This is a genomic window from Vicinamibacterales bacterium, assembly GCA_041659285.1.
GTDB lineage: Bacteria > Acidobacteriota > Vicinamibacteria > Vicinamibacterales > UBA2999 > 12-FULL-67-14b.
The window spans coordinates 557,567-577,982 of the sequence record JBAZYO010000001.1; the positions used below are offsets into that span (position 1 = coordinate 557,567).

19 protein-coding genes are annotated in these 20,416 nt (G+C 69.3%); 13 read left to right on the forward strand and 6 right to left on the reverse strand.

Annotation, left to right across the window (positions count from 1 at the left end; genetic code table 11):
• Positions 1 to 256 precede the first annotated feature (256 nt).
• Positions 257 to 2,098: a SpoIVB peptidase S55 domain-containing protein gene (locus tag WC815_02540; GenBank protein MFA5907632.1), complete on the forward strand. Its 1,842-nt coding sequence runs from the start codon at positions 257 to 259 to the stop codon at positions 2,096 to 2,098.
• Entirely contained in the window at positions 2,099 to 4,306 is a 2,208-nt protein-coding gene (locus tag WC815_02545) for a hypothetical protein (protein ID MFA5907633.1), read from the forward strand.
• A 3-nt stretch (positions 4,307 to 4,309) separates the two neighbouring features.
• On the opposite strand, the gene WC815_02550 is transcribed toward WC815_02545, so the two are convergent.
• Together WC815_02550 and WC815_02555 are read right to left on the reverse strand one after the other, a co-directional pair.
• Entirely contained in the window at positions 4,310 to 5,239 is a 930-nt protein-coding gene (locus tag WC815_02550; GenBank protein MFA5907634.1) for an anti-sigma factor, read from the reverse strand.
• Complete coding sequence (locus tag WC815_02555) at positions 5,236 to 5,841, reverse strand: sigma-70 family RNA polymerase sigma factor (GenBank protein MFA5907635.1); 606 nt, start codon at positions 5,839 to 5,841, stop codon at positions 5,236 to 5,238. Before WC815_02555 ends, WC815_02550 begins: the two co-directional genes overlap by 4 nt.
• A 98-nt stretch (positions 5,842 to 5,939) precedes the next feature.
• Between WC815_02555 and WC815_02560 the strand changes: the two genes are divergently transcribed.
• The gene (locus WC815_02560) at positions 5,940 to 7,322 is read left to right on the forward strand and encodes a tetratricopeptide repeat protein (GenBank protein MFA5907636.1); all 1,383 of its coding nucleotides are present in this window, start codon (positions 5,940 to 5,942) and stop codon (positions 7,320 to 7,322) included.
• 51 nt (positions 7,323 to 7,373) lie between these two features.
• Here the strand turns inward: WC815_02560 and WC815_02565 are convergent, their stop codons facing one another.
• The 3 genes from WC815_02565 to WC815_02575 are packed head-to-tail and all read right to left on the reverse strand — an operon-like array spanning position 7,374 to position 11,397.
• Positions 7,374 to 8,168: an ABC transporter permease gene (locus tag WC815_02565; protein MFA5907637.1), complete on the reverse strand. Its 795-nt coding sequence runs from the start codon at positions 8,166 to 8,168 to the stop codon at positions 7,374 to 7,376.
• A complete protein-coding gene (nikB, locus tag WC815_02570; protein MFA5907638.1) occupies positions 8,165 to 9,085 on the reverse strand; it encodes a nickel ABC transporter permease in 921 nt (306 codons plus the stop codon). The genes WC815_02565 and nikB overlap by 4 nt, the downstream gene beginning before the upstream one ends.
• Before the next feature lie 5 nt (positions 9,086 to 9,090).
• Entirely contained in the window at positions 9,091 to 11,397 is a 2,307-nt protein-coding gene (locus tag WC815_02575; GenBank protein MFA5907639.1) for a sigma 54-interacting transcriptional regulator, read from the reverse strand.
• Between the two features lie 110 nt (positions 11,398 to 11,507).
• Here WC815_02575 and aroC point away from each other — a divergent pair, with 110 nt between their 5' ends.
• Genes aroC through WC815_02625 form a run of 10 tightly spaced genes read left to right on the forward strand, consistent with a single transcriptional unit; the run spans position 11,508 to position 19,818 of the window.
• Positions 11,508 to 12,734: a chorismate synthase gene (aroC, locus tag WC815_02580; protein MFA5907640.1), complete on the forward strand. Its 1,227-nt coding sequence runs from the start codon at positions 11,508 to 11,510 to the stop codon at positions 12,732 to 12,734.
• A gap of 3 nt (positions 12,735 to 12,737) precedes the next feature.
• Positions 12,738 to 13,247, forward strand: a complete 510-nt coding sequence (gene def / locus WC815_02585; protein MFA5907641.1) for a peptide deformylase — start codon at positions 12,738 to 12,740, stop codon at positions 13,245 to 13,247.
• Positions 13,248 to 13,254: 7 nt separating this feature from the next.
• Positions 13,255 to 14,199 carry a methionyl-tRNA formyltransferase gene (fmt, locus tag WC815_02590; GenBank protein ID MFA5907642.1) on the forward strand — a complete coding sequence of 315 codons (945 nt, stop codon included), beginning with the start codon at positions 13,255 to 13,257 and terminating at the stop codon, positions 14,197 to 14,199.
• Complete coding sequence (rsmB, locus tag WC815_02595; GenBank protein ID MFA5907643.1) at positions 14,196 to 15,506, forward strand: 16S rRNA (cytosine(967)-C(5))-methyltransferase RsmB; 1,311 nt, start codon at positions 14,196 to 14,198, stop codon at positions 15,504 to 15,506. Before fmt ends, rsmB begins: the two co-directional genes overlap by 4 nt.
• 28 nt (positions 15,507 to 15,534) lie before the next feature.
• On the forward strand, positions 15,535 to 16,257 hold the full coding sequence (locus WC815_02600) for a PASTA domain-containing protein (protein ID MFA5907644.1): 723 nt from the start codon (positions 15,535 to 15,537) through the stop codon (positions 16,255 to 16,257).
• Positions 16,254 to 16,937, forward strand: coding sequence for a ribulose-phosphate 3-epimerase (gene rpe, locus WC815_02605; protein MFA5907645.1), 684 nt, complete (start codon positions 16,254 to 16,256; stop codon positions 16,935 to 16,937). The genes WC815_02600 and rpe overlap by 4 nt, the downstream gene beginning before the upstream one ends.
• The gene (locus WC815_02610; GenBank protein MFA5907646.1) at positions 16,934 to 17,341 is read left to right on the forward strand and encodes a thioesterase family protein; all 408 of its coding nucleotides are present in this window, start codon (positions 16,934 to 16,936) and stop codon (positions 17,339 to 17,341) included. Before rpe ends, WC815_02610 begins: the two co-directional genes overlap by 4 nt.
• Positions 17,338 to 18,279 (forward strand): NAD-dependent epimerase/dehydratase family protein, encoded by a 942-nt coding sequence (locus WC815_02615; protein MFA5907647.1) that lies wholly within the window; start codon positions 17,338 to 17,340, stop codon positions 18,277 to 18,279. Before WC815_02610 ends, WC815_02615 begins: the two co-directional genes overlap by 4 nt.
• Entirely contained in the window at positions 18,276 to 19,064 is a 789-nt protein-coding gene (bamD, locus tag WC815_02620; GenBank protein ID MFA5907648.1) for an outer membrane protein assembly factor BamD, read from the forward strand. Before WC815_02615 ends, bamD begins: the two co-directional genes overlap by 4 nt.
• A gap of 7 nt (positions 19,065 to 19,071) precedes the next feature.
• Entirely contained in the window at positions 19,072 to 19,818 is a 747-nt protein-coding gene (locus tag WC815_02625; GenBank protein MFA5907649.1) for a hypothetical protein, read from the forward strand.
• Positions 19,819 to 19,853: 35 nt separating this feature from the next.
• Here the strand turns inward: WC815_02625 and pgsA are convergent.
• Positions 19,854 to 20,416, reverse strand: a 563-nt coding sequence (pgsA, locus tag WC815_02630; GenBank protein ID MFA5907650.1) for a CDP-diacylglycerol--glycerol-3-phosphate 3-phosphatidyltransferase, incomplete at its 5' end; no start/stop codon positions are given.

A 20,416-nucleotide genomic window follows, 5' to 3' on the forward strand; every position in this document is an offset into this window, starting at 1 on the left:
ACGGACCGGTTAGCCTCTCCTGCTGGGCACCAATACCACCACGCGCGCACACGGCTCCCAATTCGGCCAAAAGACCGATGCTGGGCGGCGGCAGAGACGGCTCGCAAGCGCATGTGAACGTCGAAAGGCTAACAGACCGCGGCACTGGCGTCAAACTGCCGAGGTCGGCAGCGTGGCAAAGGCGCCCGGTTCCGGGCTTGCTTCGCCCGGGGGAACACCGTATAACCAGAGTAAGTCGCTGATTTCTGACACTTAAATGAACATACGCGTTTTCGCTCTCGCCGCTCTTGTGCTCGGTGTGCTGGTGGCCGCGCCGCGCGCCCAGACTCCGACCATTCCCCTCGAGGAGGTTCGGGTTGGCATGGTGGGCGTGGGCCGAACCGTGTTTTCGGGCACGCAGCTCGAGGACTTCAAGGTCCACGTGCTGGGCGTGCTCCGCAACGTGATTGGCCCCAAGCGAAGCTTGATCCTGGCCAGGCTCGAGGGCGGACCGCTCGCCAAGACCGGGGTGATTGCCGGCATGAGCGGCAGCCCGGTGTACGTGGATGGCCGCCTGATGGGCGCCGTCTCCTACTCGCTCGGCCAGTTCTCCACCGAACCCATTGCCGGGATCACGCCGATTGCGGAGATGCTCGACGCCACCATGATGCCGGCCGCCACCCCGGGCTCCCGGCCGGTGTCCATTACCTGGCCGGCGACCCCCAAACAGTTGATGGAAATCTGGGCGCACGACCTCGGCCGGTCGCGGGCGTTCGTGGACGACCCGTCGCAGGCCCTGGTGGTGTCGGGCGTCTCGGGAGAGCTGGGACGCATGGGATCGATGCTGAGGCCCATTGCCGTGCCGATGGTGGCTTCGGGGTTTGATTCCTCCGTAATCGATCCGATCTCGCCAGCCTTCGCGGCCGCCGGCTTTGTCCCGATGTCGAGTGCCGCGCAGGCACCCTCCGGCTCCGGCGGCGGCGGCAACGATCGCCGGCTCGCGCCAGGCGATGCCATCGGCGTGGCCTTGCTCACCGGTGACTTCGAACTCGGCGCCACGGGCACCGTGACCCACGTGGATGGCGACCGCGTCTATGCGTTCGGCCATCCGCTCTACAACCTGGGACCCACCCAGTTCCCGATGACGAAGGCCGAAGTGCAGGTGGTGCTGCCCAGCCTGATGTCATCGAGCAAGCTCGCCAGTTTCGGCGAGATCGTCGGCACCGTCCAGCAGGACCGGGCCACCGCCATCGCCGGACGCCTTGGTCCCGGGCCATCGCTCATTCCGGTGTCGATCACGCTCAACTCCGATCGCGGGCCGTCGCGCACCTTCAAATTCGGCGTGGTCCGCGACTTCACGTTCACGCCGCTCCTCACTTACCTGTCGGTGGCGAACGTACTGACCTCGTACGAGCGCGGCGCCGGACCGGCGTCGTTCGCCATCCGCGGGACCGCCTCCATCCGCGCCCAGGGCGACCTCTCGTTCGAAGACATGTTCTCGGGCGACCAGCCGGCCGGCGGCGCCGCGGCCTACATCGCGGGTCCGCTGACGGCGTTACTGAAGAATTCCGGCGAGGCGGTGGACGTCGACAAGATCGACCTGGTCATCGACGCGAGCGAGCAACAGCGCAGCGCTCGCATCGAGCGGGTCTGGCTGGACACCACGCGCCCACGCTCCGGCCGCGGCGCCGTGGTGTTCGTGGCCATGCGCAACGCGCGCGGTGAAGAAGTGGTGAGGCAGGTGCCCATCCAGTTGCCGGCCAACGCCACCGGGACCCTGCAGCTGGTGGTCGCCGACGCCGCCCGCACCACCGCCGACGATCGCCGTGACACCCGCGGCGCCGACATGCAGTTGGTGTCGCAGATGATTCGCAACTTCAATCGCGCCCGCAAGAACAACCGTCTCTACGTCCGGCTCACCTCTCCCGACACCGGCGCCGTCGTCAACGGCGAGCCGATGACGGCGCTGCCGCCCTCCGTGCTGTCGGTGCTCGAAGCCGACCGCAACAGCGGCACCGTCGGTGCCCTGCGGACCACGACCCGCGGCGAGTGGGAACTGCCCCTCGACTTCGCGGTCACCGGTTCGCGCCAGTTGACCCTCAGCCTCGATCAACCTTAAATGACCAGTCGATCCCTGTTTGGCGCGGCCCTGGCCGCTGGCTTACTCGCGGTGTCCACGCTGGCGGCGGCCCCCGGCTTCTGGCAGGCCGCGACGCAAGCCGATTTTCTCCGCGGCGATGTCGATCAGCTCTCGGTCGATGAACACGGGCGCCTGACGCTCGGCCCTGAACTCACCCGCGTCTACGACGCCGGCGTGCCGTTCGTGTGGACGATGCTGAGCGGCGCCGATGGCGCGCTGTTCCTGGGCACCGGCAACGACGGCAAGGTGATCCGCGTCGATCGCAACGGCCAGGGCACCGTGTTCTTCGACAGCAGCGAGATGGAGGTGCATGCGCTGGCGGCGGCGCCGGGCGGCGGACTCTACGTCGCCACCTCGCCGGACGGACGCATCTACAAGGTGGACGCGAAGGGTCAGGCCACGACCTTCTTCGATCCCGACGACAAGTACATCTGGTCGCTCGCCGTGGATCGCCAGGGCAACGTCTTTGCCGGCACCGGCGATAAGGGCGCGGTGTATCGCATCACCGCCGACGGCAAGGGCGACCGGTTCTTCTCCACCAAGGCCACGCACGCGGTGTCGCTCGCCTTCGACGCGGCCAACCAGCTGCTGGTCGGCACCGGCGCGCCCGGCCGCGTGTTCCGGGTCGACGCCGGCGGCAGGGGCTTCCTGTTGCTCGACACCACCTTCCAGGAGATCCACGCCTTGCGCGTCGATCCCAAGGGGGTGATTTACGCGGCGGCCCAGAGCAGCCGTTCGCAGACCGGCGGCGACACCCTCGCCGAGCCGGTGACCGTGCCGCCTCCGGTCACGACGTCGATCCCGAACGTCTCAACCGAGATCACGTCGATTACGGTGGTAGACATCCCCACCACGCCGCAGTCGGCCGGGTCGGGTGCGGCGGATCGCCGCAACTCCACTGGCGCGATCTTCCGTGTACAGCCCGATGGGCTGTGGGATCAGATCTGGGCGCCCGCCGAGGACGCGCCTTATGACATGGCGATTGAGCCCGATGGCGCGCTGCTGGTGGCGACGGGCGGCAAGGGCAAACTCTACCGGCTGAGCGGCGACCCGGTGCGATCGGTGCTCGTCACCCGCGTGCCTGCGCAGCAGGCCACCCACGTCCTCCGCGCCGCGGATCGGACCTACGTGGCCACCTCCAATCCCGGCCGGCTGATGGCCATTTCGTCGGCCCGCGCCAGCCGGGGCACGTTCGAGTCCGACGTCAAGGATGCCCGTCTCGTCTCGACCTGGGGCGTGGTGGCGTGGAAGGCGACGTCTCCCGCGGGCACCAAGGTCGAAGTGTTCACGCGATCCGGCAACACCCGCACGCCCGACGAAGCGTGGAGCGACTGGGCCGGCCCCTACGCCAGCGCCGAAGGCTCTCCGATTACCAGCCCCAAGGCGCGCTACCTGCAATGGCGCGCGGTGCTCTCCGGCGGGCCGGCGAGTCCCGTGTTGACGTCGCTGACGTCGGCGTACCTGCCGCGCAACGTCCGTCCGCAGGTGGCCGCCATCACCGTGCATCCGCCCGGCGTGGTCTTCCAGAAGCCGTTCTCAAGTGGCGAGACGGAGATTGCCGGCCTCGATGACGATGGCAGCGAGCGCCGCAACGCCGGCGCGGCCTCGCCCGGCGCCGGCGGGCCCGCCCTTGGCCGCCGCATCTACCAGAAGGGCCTGCAGACCTTCGTGTGGAAAGCGGACGATGACAACGGCGACGAGCTGACCTACGACGTGTTCTACCGCCGTGAAGGCGAGACCACCTGGCGCCTGCTCAAGGGCGACCTGCGCGACACGCTGCTGGTGTGGGACACCTCGTCGGTGCCCAACGGCACATACGTGCTGAAGGTGGCGGCGTCCGATGCGCGCGCGAACCCGGCCGATGCCTCACTGGTCGGCGAACTGGAGAGCAGCGGTTTCGAAATCGACAACGTGGCGCCCACGGTGCAAGCGGGCGCGGTCCGGCGCGACGGCGCGCGCTTCGTGGTGGCGGCGGATGTGCGCGACGCCGACTCGGCCATCACGCGTGTGGAGTATTCGGTGGATGCGCAGCGCTGGCAGGCGGCCTTCCCGCGCGACGGGATACTCGACGCGCGGCAGGAAGCGTTCGAGATCCGGCTCGACGCGGACGCGGCCGGGCGCACGCTGGTGATACGAGCGACCGATGCGTTGGGGAATGTCGGGACCGGCCAGGTCCAGATCCGGTAGGCGCTAGAACCCGAGGGCGAGCGCGGCGATTGGCCCCGCGGCCTCGAACGCCTCGGGCACAATCGGCTTCATCATCGGCGCGGCCTGGGGTTTCGGCCGGCCGGCGAAATCCACCGGAATCGGCAGCGGGCCGAGCGGCTGTGGCGCGTTGTGCAGGCGCAGCGCCTGCCGCGTCATCCCCATGCCATCGTCGTGGCGGGCCTTTACCGTGGTGTTGGACACGAGCCACACCATGCTGACCGCCACCGCGTCGCCGGTTCGCGCCTGGGCTGGCGCAAACTGCACGCGGTAGGCCTCGTTGAGCATGGCATTGACCACGGCGCGCTTGCCCAGTGGCTGGGCGTCGTTGATCACTTCAATTCCCTGCACGCGGCCTTCGCGCGAGACCACGGCCGACAGCGTGTATTCCGCATCCTCTTCCGACATTTCAATGGTGGGATCGGTGACGGCGCGCGGCGCCATCATGTCGTAGTTGAGCCGGACCGGGTTCGCGTTCGAGCCGGGATTCGCCAGCATGGAAATGACGCCGGCCAGCGAGTCGGGGCGTTCCTGGTTGGCGGCGTGGAGCACGCTCGCCGAACCGATGATGCAAATCAACGTGGCGACCGTGGCGCCAATGCCGGCCCATACCAGGTGCATGTCCTGGAACAGCGCGATCACTTGCGCACGGACCGAGAGCGTCTCTTCAACGCGCAGTTGCTCGACCACCTGCGCGGTGAGGCGCAACGGTTCAACGGCGGCGAGCTCGCCCACTTCCGAGGCCATGCCGCGCAGGGTCGAACCCAGGGTCGCAAGCTCTTCCGCGGCCAGGCTGCAGGTGACGCACTCGGTGAGGTGATCCTGGATGGCGAGGCGTTCGTGGAACGGCACCTCGCCGTCGTAGAACGCTTCGAGCCGCTCGCGCACGTAGGCGCACGGATGTTCGTGCATCATACGCGCACCCCCTGGAGTTGTTGACGCAGCGTCTGGCGCGCCCGCGTCAGGCGTGACTTGACGGTTCCCACGGCGACGCCGAGGGAGAACGCGATGTCGTCGTAACTCAGGCCATCGATCTCCCGGAGCACGATGACCGTCCGCTGATCGAACGGCAGCTGGTCGAGGGCGGTCCACAGTTTTTCCGCCAGCTCTTTCCTGGCGTAGGCGCGGTCGGGCGAGGTGTGCTCGCCGGGCTGGCGCAGGTCGCCGTGCGCGGCCACGTGCTGATCGAGCGAGACCTGGTCAGACTTGTGGCGGCGCCTCCACCAGCGTTGGCGGTTGCGGGCCTGGTTGATGCAGATGCGGTAGATCCACGTCTTTAGCGCCGACTGGCCGCGGAAGCTTTGGATGGTGCGGAAGACACTGAGGAAGACTTCCTGGGAGAGGTCGAGGGCCTCGTCGCGGTCGCCGAGCAGGTGCAGGGCCAGTTGATAGACCATGCGCTCGTGACCGGACACTAATTCCGCACAGGCCGCCTGATCCCCCGCGGCACAGCGCTCGATGAGCGCCGCCTCGTGGTTCCCGACTTCAGCCCAACCGAGTGCTCCGGCGTCTTTCATGACGGAATCGGCGCCAATTCGTAAGCCCATAGCCAGTGTATCAAGGTTAGAACCCGGCTGGCCGCGAAAGTTCCGCGCCTTTTGCTACCATCATCTTCGTGCGTCGAACCCTGGTGGCGGTCGTGTTCGTGGCCGTAGCCGGCGTGGCCGCCGCGCTCGCCTATTCCGCGCTCGCCAACGAGCGTGAGTTCGAGCGCCTGATCGCCGACGGCGACCGAGCCGTCGGCGCCGAACGCCAATTCCAGGCGATCGAGGCCTATTCCGGGGCCATTGCCCTCAAGCCCGACTCGATGCTCGGCCACCTGAAGCGTGGCGCCGTCTACCAGAGCCAGGCCGAACGCGAGGCGGCCCTGCGCGATTTGCGCCGGGCCGTCGAAATTGACCCGGGCGCCCTGGTCGCCATTGAATTGTTGGGCGACGTCAATGCCTCGCTCGGCCGCGCCGAACGGGCGGTGGAACGGTATGAGGCCTACATTGCCCTCGACGAACGCAACGCGCGAGTCCACTACAAGCTTGGACTCTCGCGGTACCGGGCCGGCCGGATCGACGAGGCGGCAGCGGCCCTGCAGCAGGCGCTCAAGTTCGATCCCGCGCTTGGCGACGCGCATTACGTGCTCGGCCTGGTCCTGAGGGATCAGAACAAGCTGTCGGCCGCCCGCAAGTCGCTCGAAGAGGCCACCCGCCGCTCCCCGGCCAGCCAGACCGCGGCGCGCGAAGCCCTGGCCGAGGTGTACGGGCTCGAGGGCGAGCACACCAGGGCCATCAACGAATTGGAGGCGCTGGCCGCGCTGGACCCGTCGCGGGCCGACCGCCTGGTGGCCGTGGGACTGGCGCAGGCGCGCGCGGGACACGAAGACGCGGCAGTGATCACGCTGGGGCGCGCCGTGGATCGGTTCCCCGACGCCCCGCAGGCCTACGCCGCCCTCGGGCATGTGTGGCTCACCAGCGCGCAGCGCCGCGGTGACCGGGTCGCGCTCAACAAGGCGGTGGAGGCCCTCGAGCAGGCCGCCAGCCGGTCCGATGCCAGCAGCGATACCTTCGCGGAACTCGGCCGCGCCTGGCGGTTGGCCGGCGACATGCGGGCCGCCGAACGCGCCTTGCGCCAGGCCGTGGCCCGCGTGCCGGTGCCGCCAGATGCGTATCTGCAGCTCGCCGACGTGACCGAGCGCGACGGCCGCATCCAGGACGCCCGGGATGCCCTTTTGAAGTACGCCACGCTGGTGGGCGACGACAAGCCGCTGGCGGCGACCTCGGCGCGCATTGGTGACTTGTCGATGCGGCTCGGCGAGCCGGCACTCGCGGCGCGCTGGTTCGCGCGCGCCATCGATGAATCCGGCCCGAGCACGGCGCTGCTGGCGCGCCTGGCCGATGCGGCGTGGAAGAGCGGCGACGTGGCCCGGGCGCATCAAGTGCTGGACGAAGGCCTCGCCGCGGAGCCCGGCAATCGCGTCCTGCTGCAGTTGAAGCGACGGCTGCCGTAGGTAAGACTGCTGCGTGGGGGCCAGACCCCTCCCCGCCAAATCCCGTCGGGGTCAGACCCCCTTTTTCGGATCGATCGCGTCGCGGAGGCCGTCGCCGAGGAAGTTGAAGCCGAGCACCACGATGGCGAGGAACAATCCCGGGAAGATCGTCAGGTGCGGGGCGTCGAGCAGGTGCACTCGCCCGCCGTTGATCATGGTGCCCCAGCTGGGCGTCGGCGGCTGAACGCCGAGGCCGAGAAAGCTCAGCGCCGCTTCCGACAACATCGCGCCGGCCATGCCGAGCGTGGCCTGGACCAGCACCGGCGGCAGTGCCGTCGGCATGACGTGCCGGGTCAGGATGCGGATGGTGCCGGCGCCCAGGGCCCGCGCCGCGACCACGTATTCGAACTCACGGGCGCGCAGGACCTGGCCGCGCACGAGCCGTGCATACCCGACCCAGCCGATGACGGCGAGCGCGATCACCACGTTGGTGAGGCTGGGACCGAGCACGGCGACCAGCGCGATCGCGAGCAGCATGCCCGGGAAGGCCATCAGCACGTCCATCACGCGGCCGATCACCTGGTCGATGCGGCCGCCGTAGTAGCCCGACACCGCGCCCACGACCATCCCGACCAGCGACGACACGCCAACCACGATGATGCCGACGAGCAGCGACACGCGCGCGCCGAGCAGCACGCGCGCGAGGATGTCGCGCCCGAGTTCGTCGAGGCCGAACCAATGCTGCCAGGTCGGGCCCTGCAGCCGGTTCGCGAGGTCCTGCACGCTCGGGTCCCAGGGCAGGACCCACGGCGCCAGCAGCGCCGACGAGACGACAATCGCGACAATGGCCACGCCGAGGCGCATCATTCGAGTCGAATCCGTGGATCGAGGACGCCGTACATCAGATCGGTGAGCAGGTTCACCGTGACGTAGGTCACGGCGATCAGCAGGATGCAGCCCTGCACCATCGGGTAGTCGCGGAAGCCGATCGACTGGATGAGCAGCCGCCCGATCCCCGGCCACGCGAAGATCGTCTCCGTGATGACGGCGCCCGTGAGCACCGCGCCGAACTGCAGCGCCACGATGGTGACGAGCGGAATCAGGCTGTTGCGCATGGCGTGCCGGAGCACGGCCGACGCCGGCGAGACCCCGCGCGCGCGAGCCGCCCGCACGTACAACTCGCCCAGTTCTTCAAGGAGGCTGGCCCGCGTCATCCGCGCGAGAATCGCGGAGAGCGCCAACCCCAGCGACACCGCCGGCAGCACCAGGTGCGCCAGCGTGCCGCGGCCCGACACCGGAAGCCAGCCCAGTTCCACCGCGAACACAATCGCGAGCAGCGGACCCAGCCAGAAGTTCGGAATCGAGATGCCGGCCAGCGCGAACGTCATCGCCGCGTGGTCGGCCAGGGTGTTCCGCCACACCGCCGCGACGATGCCGAGCGGGATGGCCAGCAGGAGTGCGACGGCCATGGCCGCAAACGCGAGTTCCGCGGTCGCCGGCACGCGCTCCGCGATCATGAGGGTGACCGGCTGGCCCGTGCGGAACGACTTGCCGAGGTCGCCGGTGATTGCGTTGCGGAGGAACGTCGCATACTGCGCCGGCAGCGGTCGATCGAGGCCGAGGTTCCCCCGCAGTTCGGCGATGTCTTGCGGCGAGGCGCCGTCGCCCAGCATGGCCTGCGCCGGATCGCCCGGCACCAGGTGAATCATCGAGAACACGAGCGTGGCCACCCCGAGCAGGACCGGGATCGTGAGCAACACCCGCCGGACGAGAAAGCGCACCACCGCGCTCATTCTAATGCGTGGATGGCCGGCGGTTTCTCGATCGCCGGCAGATCGAGCCGGGCGATCAGCTTCGTGAGTCCCTGTCGCGAGACGCCGAGTTCGCGGGCCGCGGCAATGGGCCGTCCACCCGCGCGGGCCAACGCCGCCCTCACGAAGTGGACCTCGAAGGCACGGCGCGCCTCCGCCAGCGTGGCCCGTCCCGTCATCGCGGTGGCGCGGGTGATGTGACCCGGCACGCCGCCCGGGCCGATCACGCCTTTCGGTGGTCCGGCCACCAGCATGGAGGCCAGCACGTTCTGCAACTCGCGCACGTTGCCGGGCCAGTCGTAGGCGCCGAGCGCGGCCATTGCGGACGGCGACAGCACGGCCCGGCTGCCGGTCCGCGCCGCGAGCATCGACCAGATGTGGCGAACGATCGGCGGCAGGTCTTCGAGGCGGTCCCGCAGTGGCGGAATGGCGATGCGCAGCACGTCGAGCCGGTACCGCAGGTCGGCGCGGAAGCGGTCCGCCGAGACTTCTCCGGCCAGCGGCCGATTGGTGGCGGCGACGATCCGGGCATCCACCTTCCGGGTGTGCGACTCCCCCAGCCGCCGCACCTCGCCTTCCTGGATCGTGCGCAACAGCTTGGCTTGCACGCGAGCGCTGAGCTCGGCGACTTCGTCCAGGAACAAGGTGCCGCCCTGCGCGTCCTCGAACAAGCCCAGGCGCTCGGCCACGGCTCCCGTGAACGCCCCACGGGTGTGACCGAACAACTCCGCCTCCACCAGGTCGTCAGACAGCGCCGCGCAGTTCAAGGCGCAGAAGCGGCGGTTCCGGCGGCCACTCGCCGCGTGCACCGCGCGAGCCACCAGTTCCTTTCCCGATCCGCTCTCACCTTCGATGAGAACCGGAAAGGGGGACGCTGCCGCGCGCAGCACCGCCTGCCTCACCTGCTGCATCGCCGCGCTCTCGCCCACCAGATCCGGAATCGGCCCGGTGACGTCTGCTGGTGACCGCATGCGTTCCGACACTTCGTAGACGGCCGGCGCCGCCGCCGTCGTGGCCAGCTCGAGGATGGTCGCGATGTCGTGGGCCACGACCGGCGCGCCGAGCGCCCAGTGGCACCACAGCGCGCCGGCCACGCTGGCGCCGTAACGAACCGGCCACGCCGCTTCCACGGCATGGCCGCGGTCGAATGGCGGCACCGCAATGCCGGTATCGAGCACACGCAGTGCGACATCGAGCTGCGCGGTTCGCGGCGTCGAGGCGCCGGCGTGCGCGACGGGCAACGGCCCCTCGCGATGCCGGACCACGAAGGCCACGGTGGACGCGGCCAGCTTCTCGCGGATCAGCCCCGCTGCCCGCGTCAGCGTCAGCTCGCCATCGTCCACTTGCTGGCAGACGCGAAGGATTTCCAGGAACGTGTCCGCCATCGCCGGCTCGGTGGTCACCTCGGCGGGGCCCGCGAGGATCTGGGCGCGCAGGGCGCCCGCCTCGTCACCATCCACGCTGAGCAAGGCGGCCCGCGCCTCCAACATCCGCCGCTGCGTGATCAGGCACCGGGCCAGGGCGCATCGCGCCGCTTCGTGTTCCGGTCCCGGCACGGTCAACAACACGCCCCACCTGGCGCTCGCCTCCGCATCGACAATGCGCCCGCTGGCGTGCAGCTCGCGCGCCCGCTCGATCAGCGCGTCGGGTCCGCCAATGGCGTCTTCGACACCGGCCTCGTGAACATGAAAGGCGGACGGCACGAACCTCGGCTGCCAGGCGCGGTTTCCCGTCGCCGTGCGGACCACCAGGTGAGGCCGCGCGTCCTTGGTGGCGAGGCGGAACAACGCCAGCGCGGCATCCGGCGACAACCTGGCGTCGGTGGCAAACACGACGAGGGAGCGGTCCTTCAGCCACGACGGCCATCGCCACCTGGCCTGCGACAGCACGGCGCCGAAGGCATCGGCGGCGAGGGGCACGAACCCGGCGAGCCTCGCCTCGCGCGCCAACAGCCGCTGGGTGCGGCTCCAGCTGGCCGTGGTCGGTTCGACCAGGTCGAGCGCGCGCGGACGTCCATCACGCGCATCGGCCAGCGCCGCCCGAAACGCGTCGAGGGTGGCGGAGGGATCGGAATCCACGGCGAAGCCGTCGGTGGGCCGCTCCCACACCTCGATGCGCGAGCGCCCGCGCAGGTCGAAGTCGATGAGCCACGCCTGCGCGCGCCGGGTGAAGAGCGCGGGCATCGGCTTGGCGCCGGGGCGCCGCATGTGCCAACGAATCCCCGCGCCCGTGGCCAGGTCGAGCGCGCGGCCTCCCGAAACGAGATAGCGATCGAGCATCAGCATGCCGGCGATCGTGCAAACGCGAGGCCCGGCGACAATGGGCGGAATTGCGAGTGGTACGGCCCGGTGCGCACCAGGGGGATCGCAGTTTCTTCGTATAGAATGCTCGTCGGATGCTGCGTTTTTTGACTGCCGGGGAATCTCACGGGCCAGGGCTCGTCACCATTCTCGAAGGCCTGCCGGCCGGACTGACTGTCGACATCGACGCGATGACGCTCGAGCTGCGCCGCCGCCAGGGCGGCTACGGCCGGGGCCGCCGCATGGTGATCGAGTCCGATCGCGCCGAGGTCTTGTCGGGCGTCCGGCGCGGCCGCACGACCGGGGCGCCCGTGGCCTTGCTGGTCCGCAACAAGGACTGGGAGAACTGGCAGAACACCATGCACGTGGAGCCGCAGGCGCCGGCGGGCGCCACCGGCGCCAATCGCGCTGCGGTGGTTCGGCCTCGGCCCGGACACGCCGACCTGGCGGGCGCCCTCAAGTACGACCACGACGATATTCGCGACGTGCTCGAACGCGCGAGCGCGAGGGAAACCGCCGCCCGCGTGGCCGCCGGCGCCATTGCGCGGCAGTTGCTCGCGGCGATCGGCTGCGAGCTGACCAGCCACATCACCGGCATCGGCGGCGTGGTGGTCGCGCCCGGCACGCACGTCACCTTCGAGGCGGCGACGGCAATGGACCTCGAAGCGCCGCTTCGCTGCACCGACAAGGCCCTCGAGCAGCAGATGATGGCCACCATCGATGCGGCGAAAGAGGCCGGCGACACCCTCGGCGGATCGTTCGAGGTCATCGCGCGCAACGTCCCGGTCGGGTTGGGCAGCTACGTCCAGTGGGACCGCAAGCTCGACGGCCGGCTGGCGCAGGCGCTGATGTCGATTCCCGCCATCAAGGCGGTGGCCGTGGGTGACGGCGTGGAGGGCGCCCGCCGCCCGGGCTCCCAGGTGCACGACGAGATCGTGGCCGACACGGCAGCGGCCGCGGCCGGCCTGCCGGTGCTCAAGCGGCCGACCAATCGCGCCGGCGGACTCGAAGGCGGCGTGACCAACGGCGAAGAGCTGCGCGTGACCGGCTTCATGAAGCCCATCTCGACGCTGATGAAGCCGCTGCGGTCGGTGGATCTCACCACGCTGGAAGAGGCCCCCGCCGCCATCGAACGCAGCGACGTCTGCGCCGTGCCGGCCGCGGCCGTGGTCGCGGAAGCGATGGTGAGCCTGGTGCTGGCCGACGCCGTGCTCGAGCGCTTCGGCGGCGACTCGATGGCCGACCTGCTCGCGCGGGTGAACGACGCCAACACCAAGATTCGCGGCCGCCTGTCGCGCCGCCCCTCGACGGCCCGGGTCTGATCCGTGCTGCGTCCCATCCTGCGGCTCGGAGACTCGATCCTGACCGCGCCGACGCGTTCCGTGGAGGCCATCACGCCGGAGATCGAAACGCTGCTCGACGACATGATCGAGACGATGTACGCCGCCCCCGGCATCGGCCTGGCGGCGCCGCAGGTCGGCGTGTCGCTGCGCATCTTCGTGGTGGACCTCTCGGTCGGCCGGGATCCGGCGGCGCTGTCGGTGATGATCAACCCGGAGTTCGTCGAACGCGAGGGCATGCAGCTCGAGGAAGAAGGCTGCCTGAGCGTGCCGGGATTCACCGCGACGGTCGCGCGCCCCAAGCGCGTGGTCGTCAAGGGCCTCAATCGCCAGGGTGACGAGTACCAGATTGAGGGCACCGGGCTGCTGGCGCGGGCCCTGCAACACGAGATGGACCACCTGCAGTCGTGCCTGTTCGTGGACCGGCTGCGCGGCATCTCGCGCGACCTGATTCTCCGTAAGATCAAGAAGATGGCGAAGGCCGGGAAATGGTGAGCGACTGATGGCGCTGCGCGTGGCGTTCTTTGGCACGCCGCAATTCGCCGTGCCGACGCTCGAGCACCTCGTGAAATCGCCTCACCAGGTGGTCGGTGTGATCACGCAGCCGGACCGGCCGCGCGGCCGCGGGCAGCAGGTCAGCGAGCCGGCCGTGAAGGCGCTCGCGGTGCCGTTGGGCCTTCCGGTGCTGCAGCCAGAGCGCCTGGCTCGCGATCAGTTCGAGGCGGCGTTCACCGCGCTGCACGCCGACATCGGCGTGGTGGCGGCCTACGGCAAGATCCTGCCCGACTGGCTGCTCGCCACTCCGCGCCTGGGCCTGATCAACGTGCACGCCTCGCTGTTGCCCCGCCACCGCGGCGCGTCGCCGGTGCACCGCGCCGTCATCGGCGGCGATGCCGCGACCGGCGTCACGATCATGCGCGTGGTCAAGGCCCTCGACGCCGGCCCGATGCTGTCGCGTGTGATCGTGCCGATTGGCGCCGACGACACCACGTCGAGCGTCGAGGCGGACCTGGCCGTTCGCGGCGCCGAACTCCTGGTGGCGACGCTGGACGACATCGAGGCGGGGCGGGCCACCGAGATACCCCAGGACGAATCGCAGGTGACCTACGCGCCCAAGCTGACCAAGGCCGAGGGCCTGGTGGACTGGCGGCGCGCGGCCGGCGACGTCCACAACCTGATCCGCGGGCTGTGGCCGTGGCCGCATGCCTACGCGTTCCTCCATGGCACGCGATACATCCTGCATCGATCGCGGATCTCGCCGATGACGGCCGCCGCCAGGCCCGGAACCATCCTGGCCGCCTCCGCGATTGACGGCCTGCACGTGGCCTGCGGCGAGGGCGCGATCGAGATCGTTGACCTGCAACTCGAAGGCAAGCGCGTCATGAGCGCGCGCGACGCCATGGCCAGCCGCGCGCTGACCGCGGGCGCGCAGTTTTCCACGACATGATCGCCCTGGCCCGCCGCGCGGCCCTCGATGCGCTCCGCCAGGTGGACGAGGAGCGGCTGGACATGGGCGAAGCGGTCGCCCGCGCCCGCAAGCCGCTCACCGACGAACGCGATCGCGCCCTGCTGCTCGAGATCGTGTCGGGCACGCTGCGGATGCGCGCCGCCATCGACCATCAACTCGCCCTGCGCCTGACGCGGCCAATCGGACGCCTCGACGCCATGGTCCGCGACATCCTGCGGATGAGCGCGTTTCAGCTGATGTACCTCACGCGCACGCCCTCCTCGGCGATCATCAACGACGCCGTCGATCTCACCCGCCGCGGCGGCAAGTCGAGCGCGACCGGCCTGGTCAATGCCGTGCTGCGCGCGCTCAATCGCGAACGGCAGAAGCTGGCCTGGCCGGAGCGACCGGCCGATCCCGCGAACGTGGACGCGATGGCCGGCTATTTCAGCGTCGTGCACTCGCATCCCGAATGGCTGATCCGCCGGTGGCTCCGTCGTCATGGCGCCGAGGCGACCGAGGCCTGGCTCAGGTTCAACAACCTGGCGCCCGCGCTGTGCCTGGTCGCCAACCGCACGCTCGCGTCGCGCGAGGCGCTCGAGGAGGAACTGAAGTCCGACGGCGTTGACACGCGGCACACGCCGCGCGCGCCGCACGGACTGCAGGTGATCAGCGGCCAGGCCCTCGGTACGCGGGCCTTTCGGGAGGGCCGCTGCCTGGTGCAGGACGAAGCGTCGCAACTGATCGCCGGGTTGCTGGCCGCGCAGCGCGGTGATCGCGTGCTGGACTTGTGCGCCTCCCCCGGGGGCAAGACCGTCGCCATTGCCGCCGACATCGGCTCGACCGGCTTGATCGTGGCCACCGACGTCCGGCGTCATCGCCTCCGGGTGCTGACCGAGACGCTGACCCGGTGCCGGATTGCGCGCGCCCGCGTCACGCAGGTGCCGCCCGCCGGCGTGCTGCCGTTCGCCGATGCCGCATTCGACCGCGTCTTGATCGATGCGCCGTGCTCCGGCCTCGGCACCGTCCGGCGCGACCCGGACATCCGCTGGCGCGTCGCGGAGTCCGACCTCCCCGCCCTGGCGGCCACGCAGGTGGACCTGTTGCAGCGCACCGCCGCCCTGGTCCGGCCGGGGGGCACGCTGGTTTACAGCACGTGCTCCAGCGAGCCGGAAGAGAACCAGCAGGTCGTGGCGGCGTTCCTGGCCGGCCATCCTGACTTCACGCTGGCCCGCGAACACCAGACGCTGCCGTTCAGGGATGGCCTGGAGGCCTTTTTCGGCTCGGTCCTCGAACGCCGCGCCTAACCTCCTGTAGTACCATTGACTGTTGTCCATGCCGCTCGGAACCAGAGTCTGGGGCCTTGGCAAGATCCTCTTGCTGACCGGGGCCCTCGCCGCCACCTTCCTCCTGTTTGCCGGCATTGCCATGCGTGTGGCGGTTCGCGCCCGGCAGGTCACGGTGCCGGAACTGGTCGGCCGTTCTCTCACGGAGGCCGCGGCATTGGCCTCAACCCTTGATCTCCAGTTGCGGGTCGAGCCGGTCACGCGCGCTGATCCCAAGGTCCCGGCCGGTCACGTCCTGCTGCAGGAGCCCACCTCAGGGTCGGCGACGCGGCGGCAGCGAAGCGTCCGCGTGGTGTTGAGCGCCGGCGTTCACGTGGCGCTCGCGCCGAGCCTGCTCGGCGAGACCCAGCGCTCGGCCGAGATCCGGGTGGCGCAAGACGGCCTGGCCATTGGCGCCGTCACCGAAATCCGCTCCGCCCTGTATCCGCCCGACGTCGTCGTGGCGCAGGACCCGCCACCGTCCACGCAAACGGCGGAGATTCGCCTGCTCGTGAACCGTGGCGAAGATCGCGCGACCTACGTCATGCCCGACCTCATCGGCTTGAACGGCGACCGCGCCGCGGACGTGATGCGCACGCGCGGCTTCCGGGTGTCGATCACCGCCCAGTCCGCCGCGTCGGCCATCCCGCCCGGTGTCGTGGTGCGCCAGTCGCCGGCGGGCGGGTACCAGGTCCACCCTGGCGACCCGATCGCCCTGGAGGTCAGCCGGTGACCATTCGACTGGCGCCGTCCATCCTGGCGGCCGACTTCTCCGCCCTCGGCCGAGACATCGACGCCGCGACCCGCGGTGGCGCCGACCAGGTGCATGTGGACGTCATGGACGGCCACTTCGTGCCGAACATCTCGATCGGCGTGCCGGTGGTGCGGTCGCTGCGCAAGGCTACCAGGCTGCCGCTCGACGTCCACCTGATGATCTCGGACCCGGACCAGTACATCGAGCCGTTCATCGACGCGGGGGCGAACATGGTGTCGGTGCACGTGGAAGTGCTGCCGCACCTCCATCGTACGATCAGCCAGATCAAGAAGCTCGGCGCGAAGGCCGGCGTGGTGCTCAACCCCTCGACGCCGGTAACCGCCATCGAAGAAGTGGCCGCCGACGTGGACTTCGTCCTGGTGATGTCCGTCAATCCCGGGTTCGGCGGCCAGGTGTTCATCCCGCGCAGTCTCGCCAAGATCCGCGCCGTGCGGGCGCTGCTCGATCAGGCGGGCAACACCGCCGCGCCCATCGAAGTGGACGGTGGCATCGACCTGGCCACGGTGGCGCAGGTGGTCGAGGCCGGCGCCGAGTGGCTGGTGGCCGGCCACGCCATTTTCGGCGGCGGTGACGCCGAGAAGGCGGCTCGCGCGCTCAAGGACGCGGCCGAACGCGCGGCTCGCGGCGGCGCCCGGTGACGGCCCAGCCGCGCATCACCTCGTCCAGCGTGCGCGTGCGCTACGCCGAGACCGACAAGATGGGCGTGGTTTACTACGCGAACTACCTGGTGTGGTTCGAGATCGGCCGCACCGACTGGCTCCGCGACACGGGCTGGACGTACCGGGCGATGGAGGAAGAAGGCCTTCAGCTTCCCGTGATCGAGGCGCACTGCGACTATCGGCAGGGCGCGCGGTACGACGATGAGTTGGAGATTCGGACGCGGGCGCACCAGTTGTCGCCGGTCCGCATTCGGTTCGACTACGACGTGGTTCGCCGTGTGGATGGCGCCGCACTCGCCTCCGGCCACACGGTCCACGCGACCATTGGCCCGTCGGGGCGCCCGGCCCGGCTGCCGGAGCGTGTAAAGGAGTGGTTCGCATGAGAGCACTGGTCACCGGCGGGGCGGGGTTCATCGGGTCGACCTTGAGCGAGCGCTTGCTCGAGCAGGGCGCCACGGTGCGGGCCATCGACGCCTTCACCGATTTCTATCCCCGCCCGCTCAAGGAGCGCAACCTCGAGAATCTTCGCGGCCGCGCCGGCTACGAGCTGGTGGAAGGCGATCTGCGCGAGCTGGATCTCAATGCCATGCTGGACGGCATCACCCACGTGTTCCACCTCGCGGCGCAGGCCGGCGTGCGGCGGAGCTGGGGCAAGGAATTCCAGGTCTATACCGGACTCAACGTGGACTCCACCCAGCGGCTGCTCGAGGCGTGCGTGGGCAAGCCCATCGAACGCCTGGTCTACGCCTCGAGTTCGTCGGTGTACGGAGACGACGCGCCCATCCCGATGGTCGAGACCGCGCTGCCCCAGCCGGTCTCGCCGTACGGCGTGACCAAGCTCGCCGCCGAACAACTGTGCCACCTCTACCACGTCAACTACGGCGTGCCCACGGTGTCGCTGCGCTATTTCACCGTCTACGGGCCGCGGCAACGGCCCGACATGGGGTTCAACCGCTTCTTTTCGGCCATCCTTGCGGACCGGCCGCTCGTCCAGTTCGGTGACGGCCTGCAGACCCGGGACTTTACGTTCGTGGCCGACGCGGTCACCGCGACGGCGGCGGCGGCAGTCCGCGGAGTGCCCGGGCGCGTCTACAATATTGGCGGAGGCGCGCGCGTCTCCCTGCGGGAGGTCTTCGACCTGCTGGCCCGCGTCTCCGGCCGAAAGGTCACGATCGATCAACAGGGCCCACAGAAGGGCGATATGCGCGACACCTACGCCGACACGACGAGGGCCCGTGAAGACATGGCCTTCGCGCCGTCGGTGACGCTCGAAGAAGGTCTTCGGGCCATGTGGCGCTGGATGGAAGCGACGAAAGCATGAGCGGGATTCGATTCGTGACGGTGCTGGCCCTGGCGGCCGCACTTGTGAGTGGATGTGCGGCGAAGACGGCGACGTTGCCGCCGGGCACCGCCGACGCCGATAAGTTCCTGTTCGACCGCGGCACCGAGGCGGCGAAGGACCGGAAGTGGCTGAACGCGCGGGAGTACTTCCGCAACCTGGTGGACAACTATCCGCAGAGCCCGTATCGCCCCGACGCCAAGCTGGCGCTGGGCGACACCTACATCGGCGAGCACACCACCGAGTCGCAGCTGCTGGGGGCCAACGAGTTCCGCGAGTTCCTCACCTTTTACCCGACGCACCAGCGGGCCGATTACGCCCAACTGCAACTGGCGCGGTCGTTCACAGAACAGATGCTGGCGCCCGAGCGCGATCAGTCGGCGACGAGGGACGCGATCAAGGAGATCGAGATCTTCCTGCAGCGCTTCCCGAACAGCGCCCTCATGCCTGAGGCGCGCAAGCTCGAGCGTCAGGCCAGGGACCGGTTGAGCGAGGCCGGCTACCGGGTCGGGTTCTTCTATTTCCGCCTGAAGTACTACCCGGGCGCCATCGATCGGTTCCAGGAAGTGCTCAAGACCGACCCGGCCTTCACCAACCGCGACGCCGTGTATTACCATCTGGCGGAATCACTGTACCGAACCGAAAAGAAAGCCGAAGCGCTCCCCTACTACGAACGCTTGCTTCGCGAATTCGAGAAGAGCGAGTTTCTCGAAGTGACGCAGAAACGCGTCGCGGAGCTCAAGGGCGGGTCACCCGCCGGAAAGTAGGTTTGTCATGCGCGTCAGCGTCGTGTTTACCGCCGTATCCCTCATGGCCGCGGCTCCGGTGTGGGCCCAGCCGAAGGCCATCGCCCCCCGGACCACGCTTCCCGCCCACGTGATGTGCGCGGATGTGCTCGTTCCGGCCCTGCCCACTTCCACGCTGCGGATCAAGGGCGGCCACCATCCCGACTCGCGCCTGACGTTCGCCCGCGGCGATGTCGTGGTGGTCGGGCGAACCCCGGACGACGGCCTGACGGTTGGCCAGCGGTACATGGTCCGGCGCCTCCCGGTCGGCTCGCAAGCGCACCTGCCCAAGGACGGCGGCTACCTTCCGATCCGGACGCCCGGCTGGGTCACGATCACGGCCATGGACGAGGTCAACGCGATGGCCAGCATCGACCACGCCTGCGACTCCATCGAGGCCGACGATTTCCTCGAACCGTTCGCCGACCTGGCACTTCCAATCGTGGAAGCGACGGTGGCGGAGCCGGACTTCACCGAGCGCGTGGAGATCCTGGCGGGACTCGATGGGCGGCAGATGTTCGCCGATGGCGACACCTTCTCGATTGCGCGCGGGTCGGCGCACGGCGTGACCGCGGGCGCCCGCTACGCGATCTACCGCGATCGCAAGGACGGCAAGCCGCTGGTGCACATTGGTGAAGCGATTGTCACCGACCCGACGGCGACCGCTTCGAAGCTGTTGCTGATGACCACCACGGACGCGGTGAACACGACCGATCTCGCGGTTCCCCGCCGCTAAGCCACCCACGCGCGGCTGCCGCGCGCGGGGCCCGGCTAACTGATCTTCTTTTCCCGGGCCGACTTCGCCGCTTCGAAGTCGGCCACCTTCGCGGCGCGGCTGTTCATGGCGCGCTGAAATCCCTGGTAGTAGTCCACCGCCGACACCACGGCGGTCAGCAGCACGATCCAGAGCGCGGCCTGGCCCAGCACGAGCAGTGCCGGCACGCGTTCCCACCCGAGAATCAGCAGCAGGATGGCGGTGACCTGCGACGCCATCTTGAACTTGCCGAGTCCCGACGCCGGCATGGTCAGGCCGCGCGAATAGGCCAGGTTGCGGAGCCCGGTGACGGCGATTTCCCGGCCGATGATCACCCCCACCATCCAGGCCGACGCCAGGCCCAGCTGGACCAGCGAGACGAGGGTGGCGGAGATCAGGAGCTTGTCGGCGAGCGGGTCGAGAATCTGGCCCAGGGTCGTGACCTGCTTGCGGCGCCGGGCGAGGTAGCCGTCGAGCCAGTCGGTCAGCGAAGCCAGGCCGAAGATCGCGGCGGCGACCAGCTCCACCGGCAGCCCGGCAACCAGCCGGCCCTCGAATTTCGTCAGGAGGACCGACACCA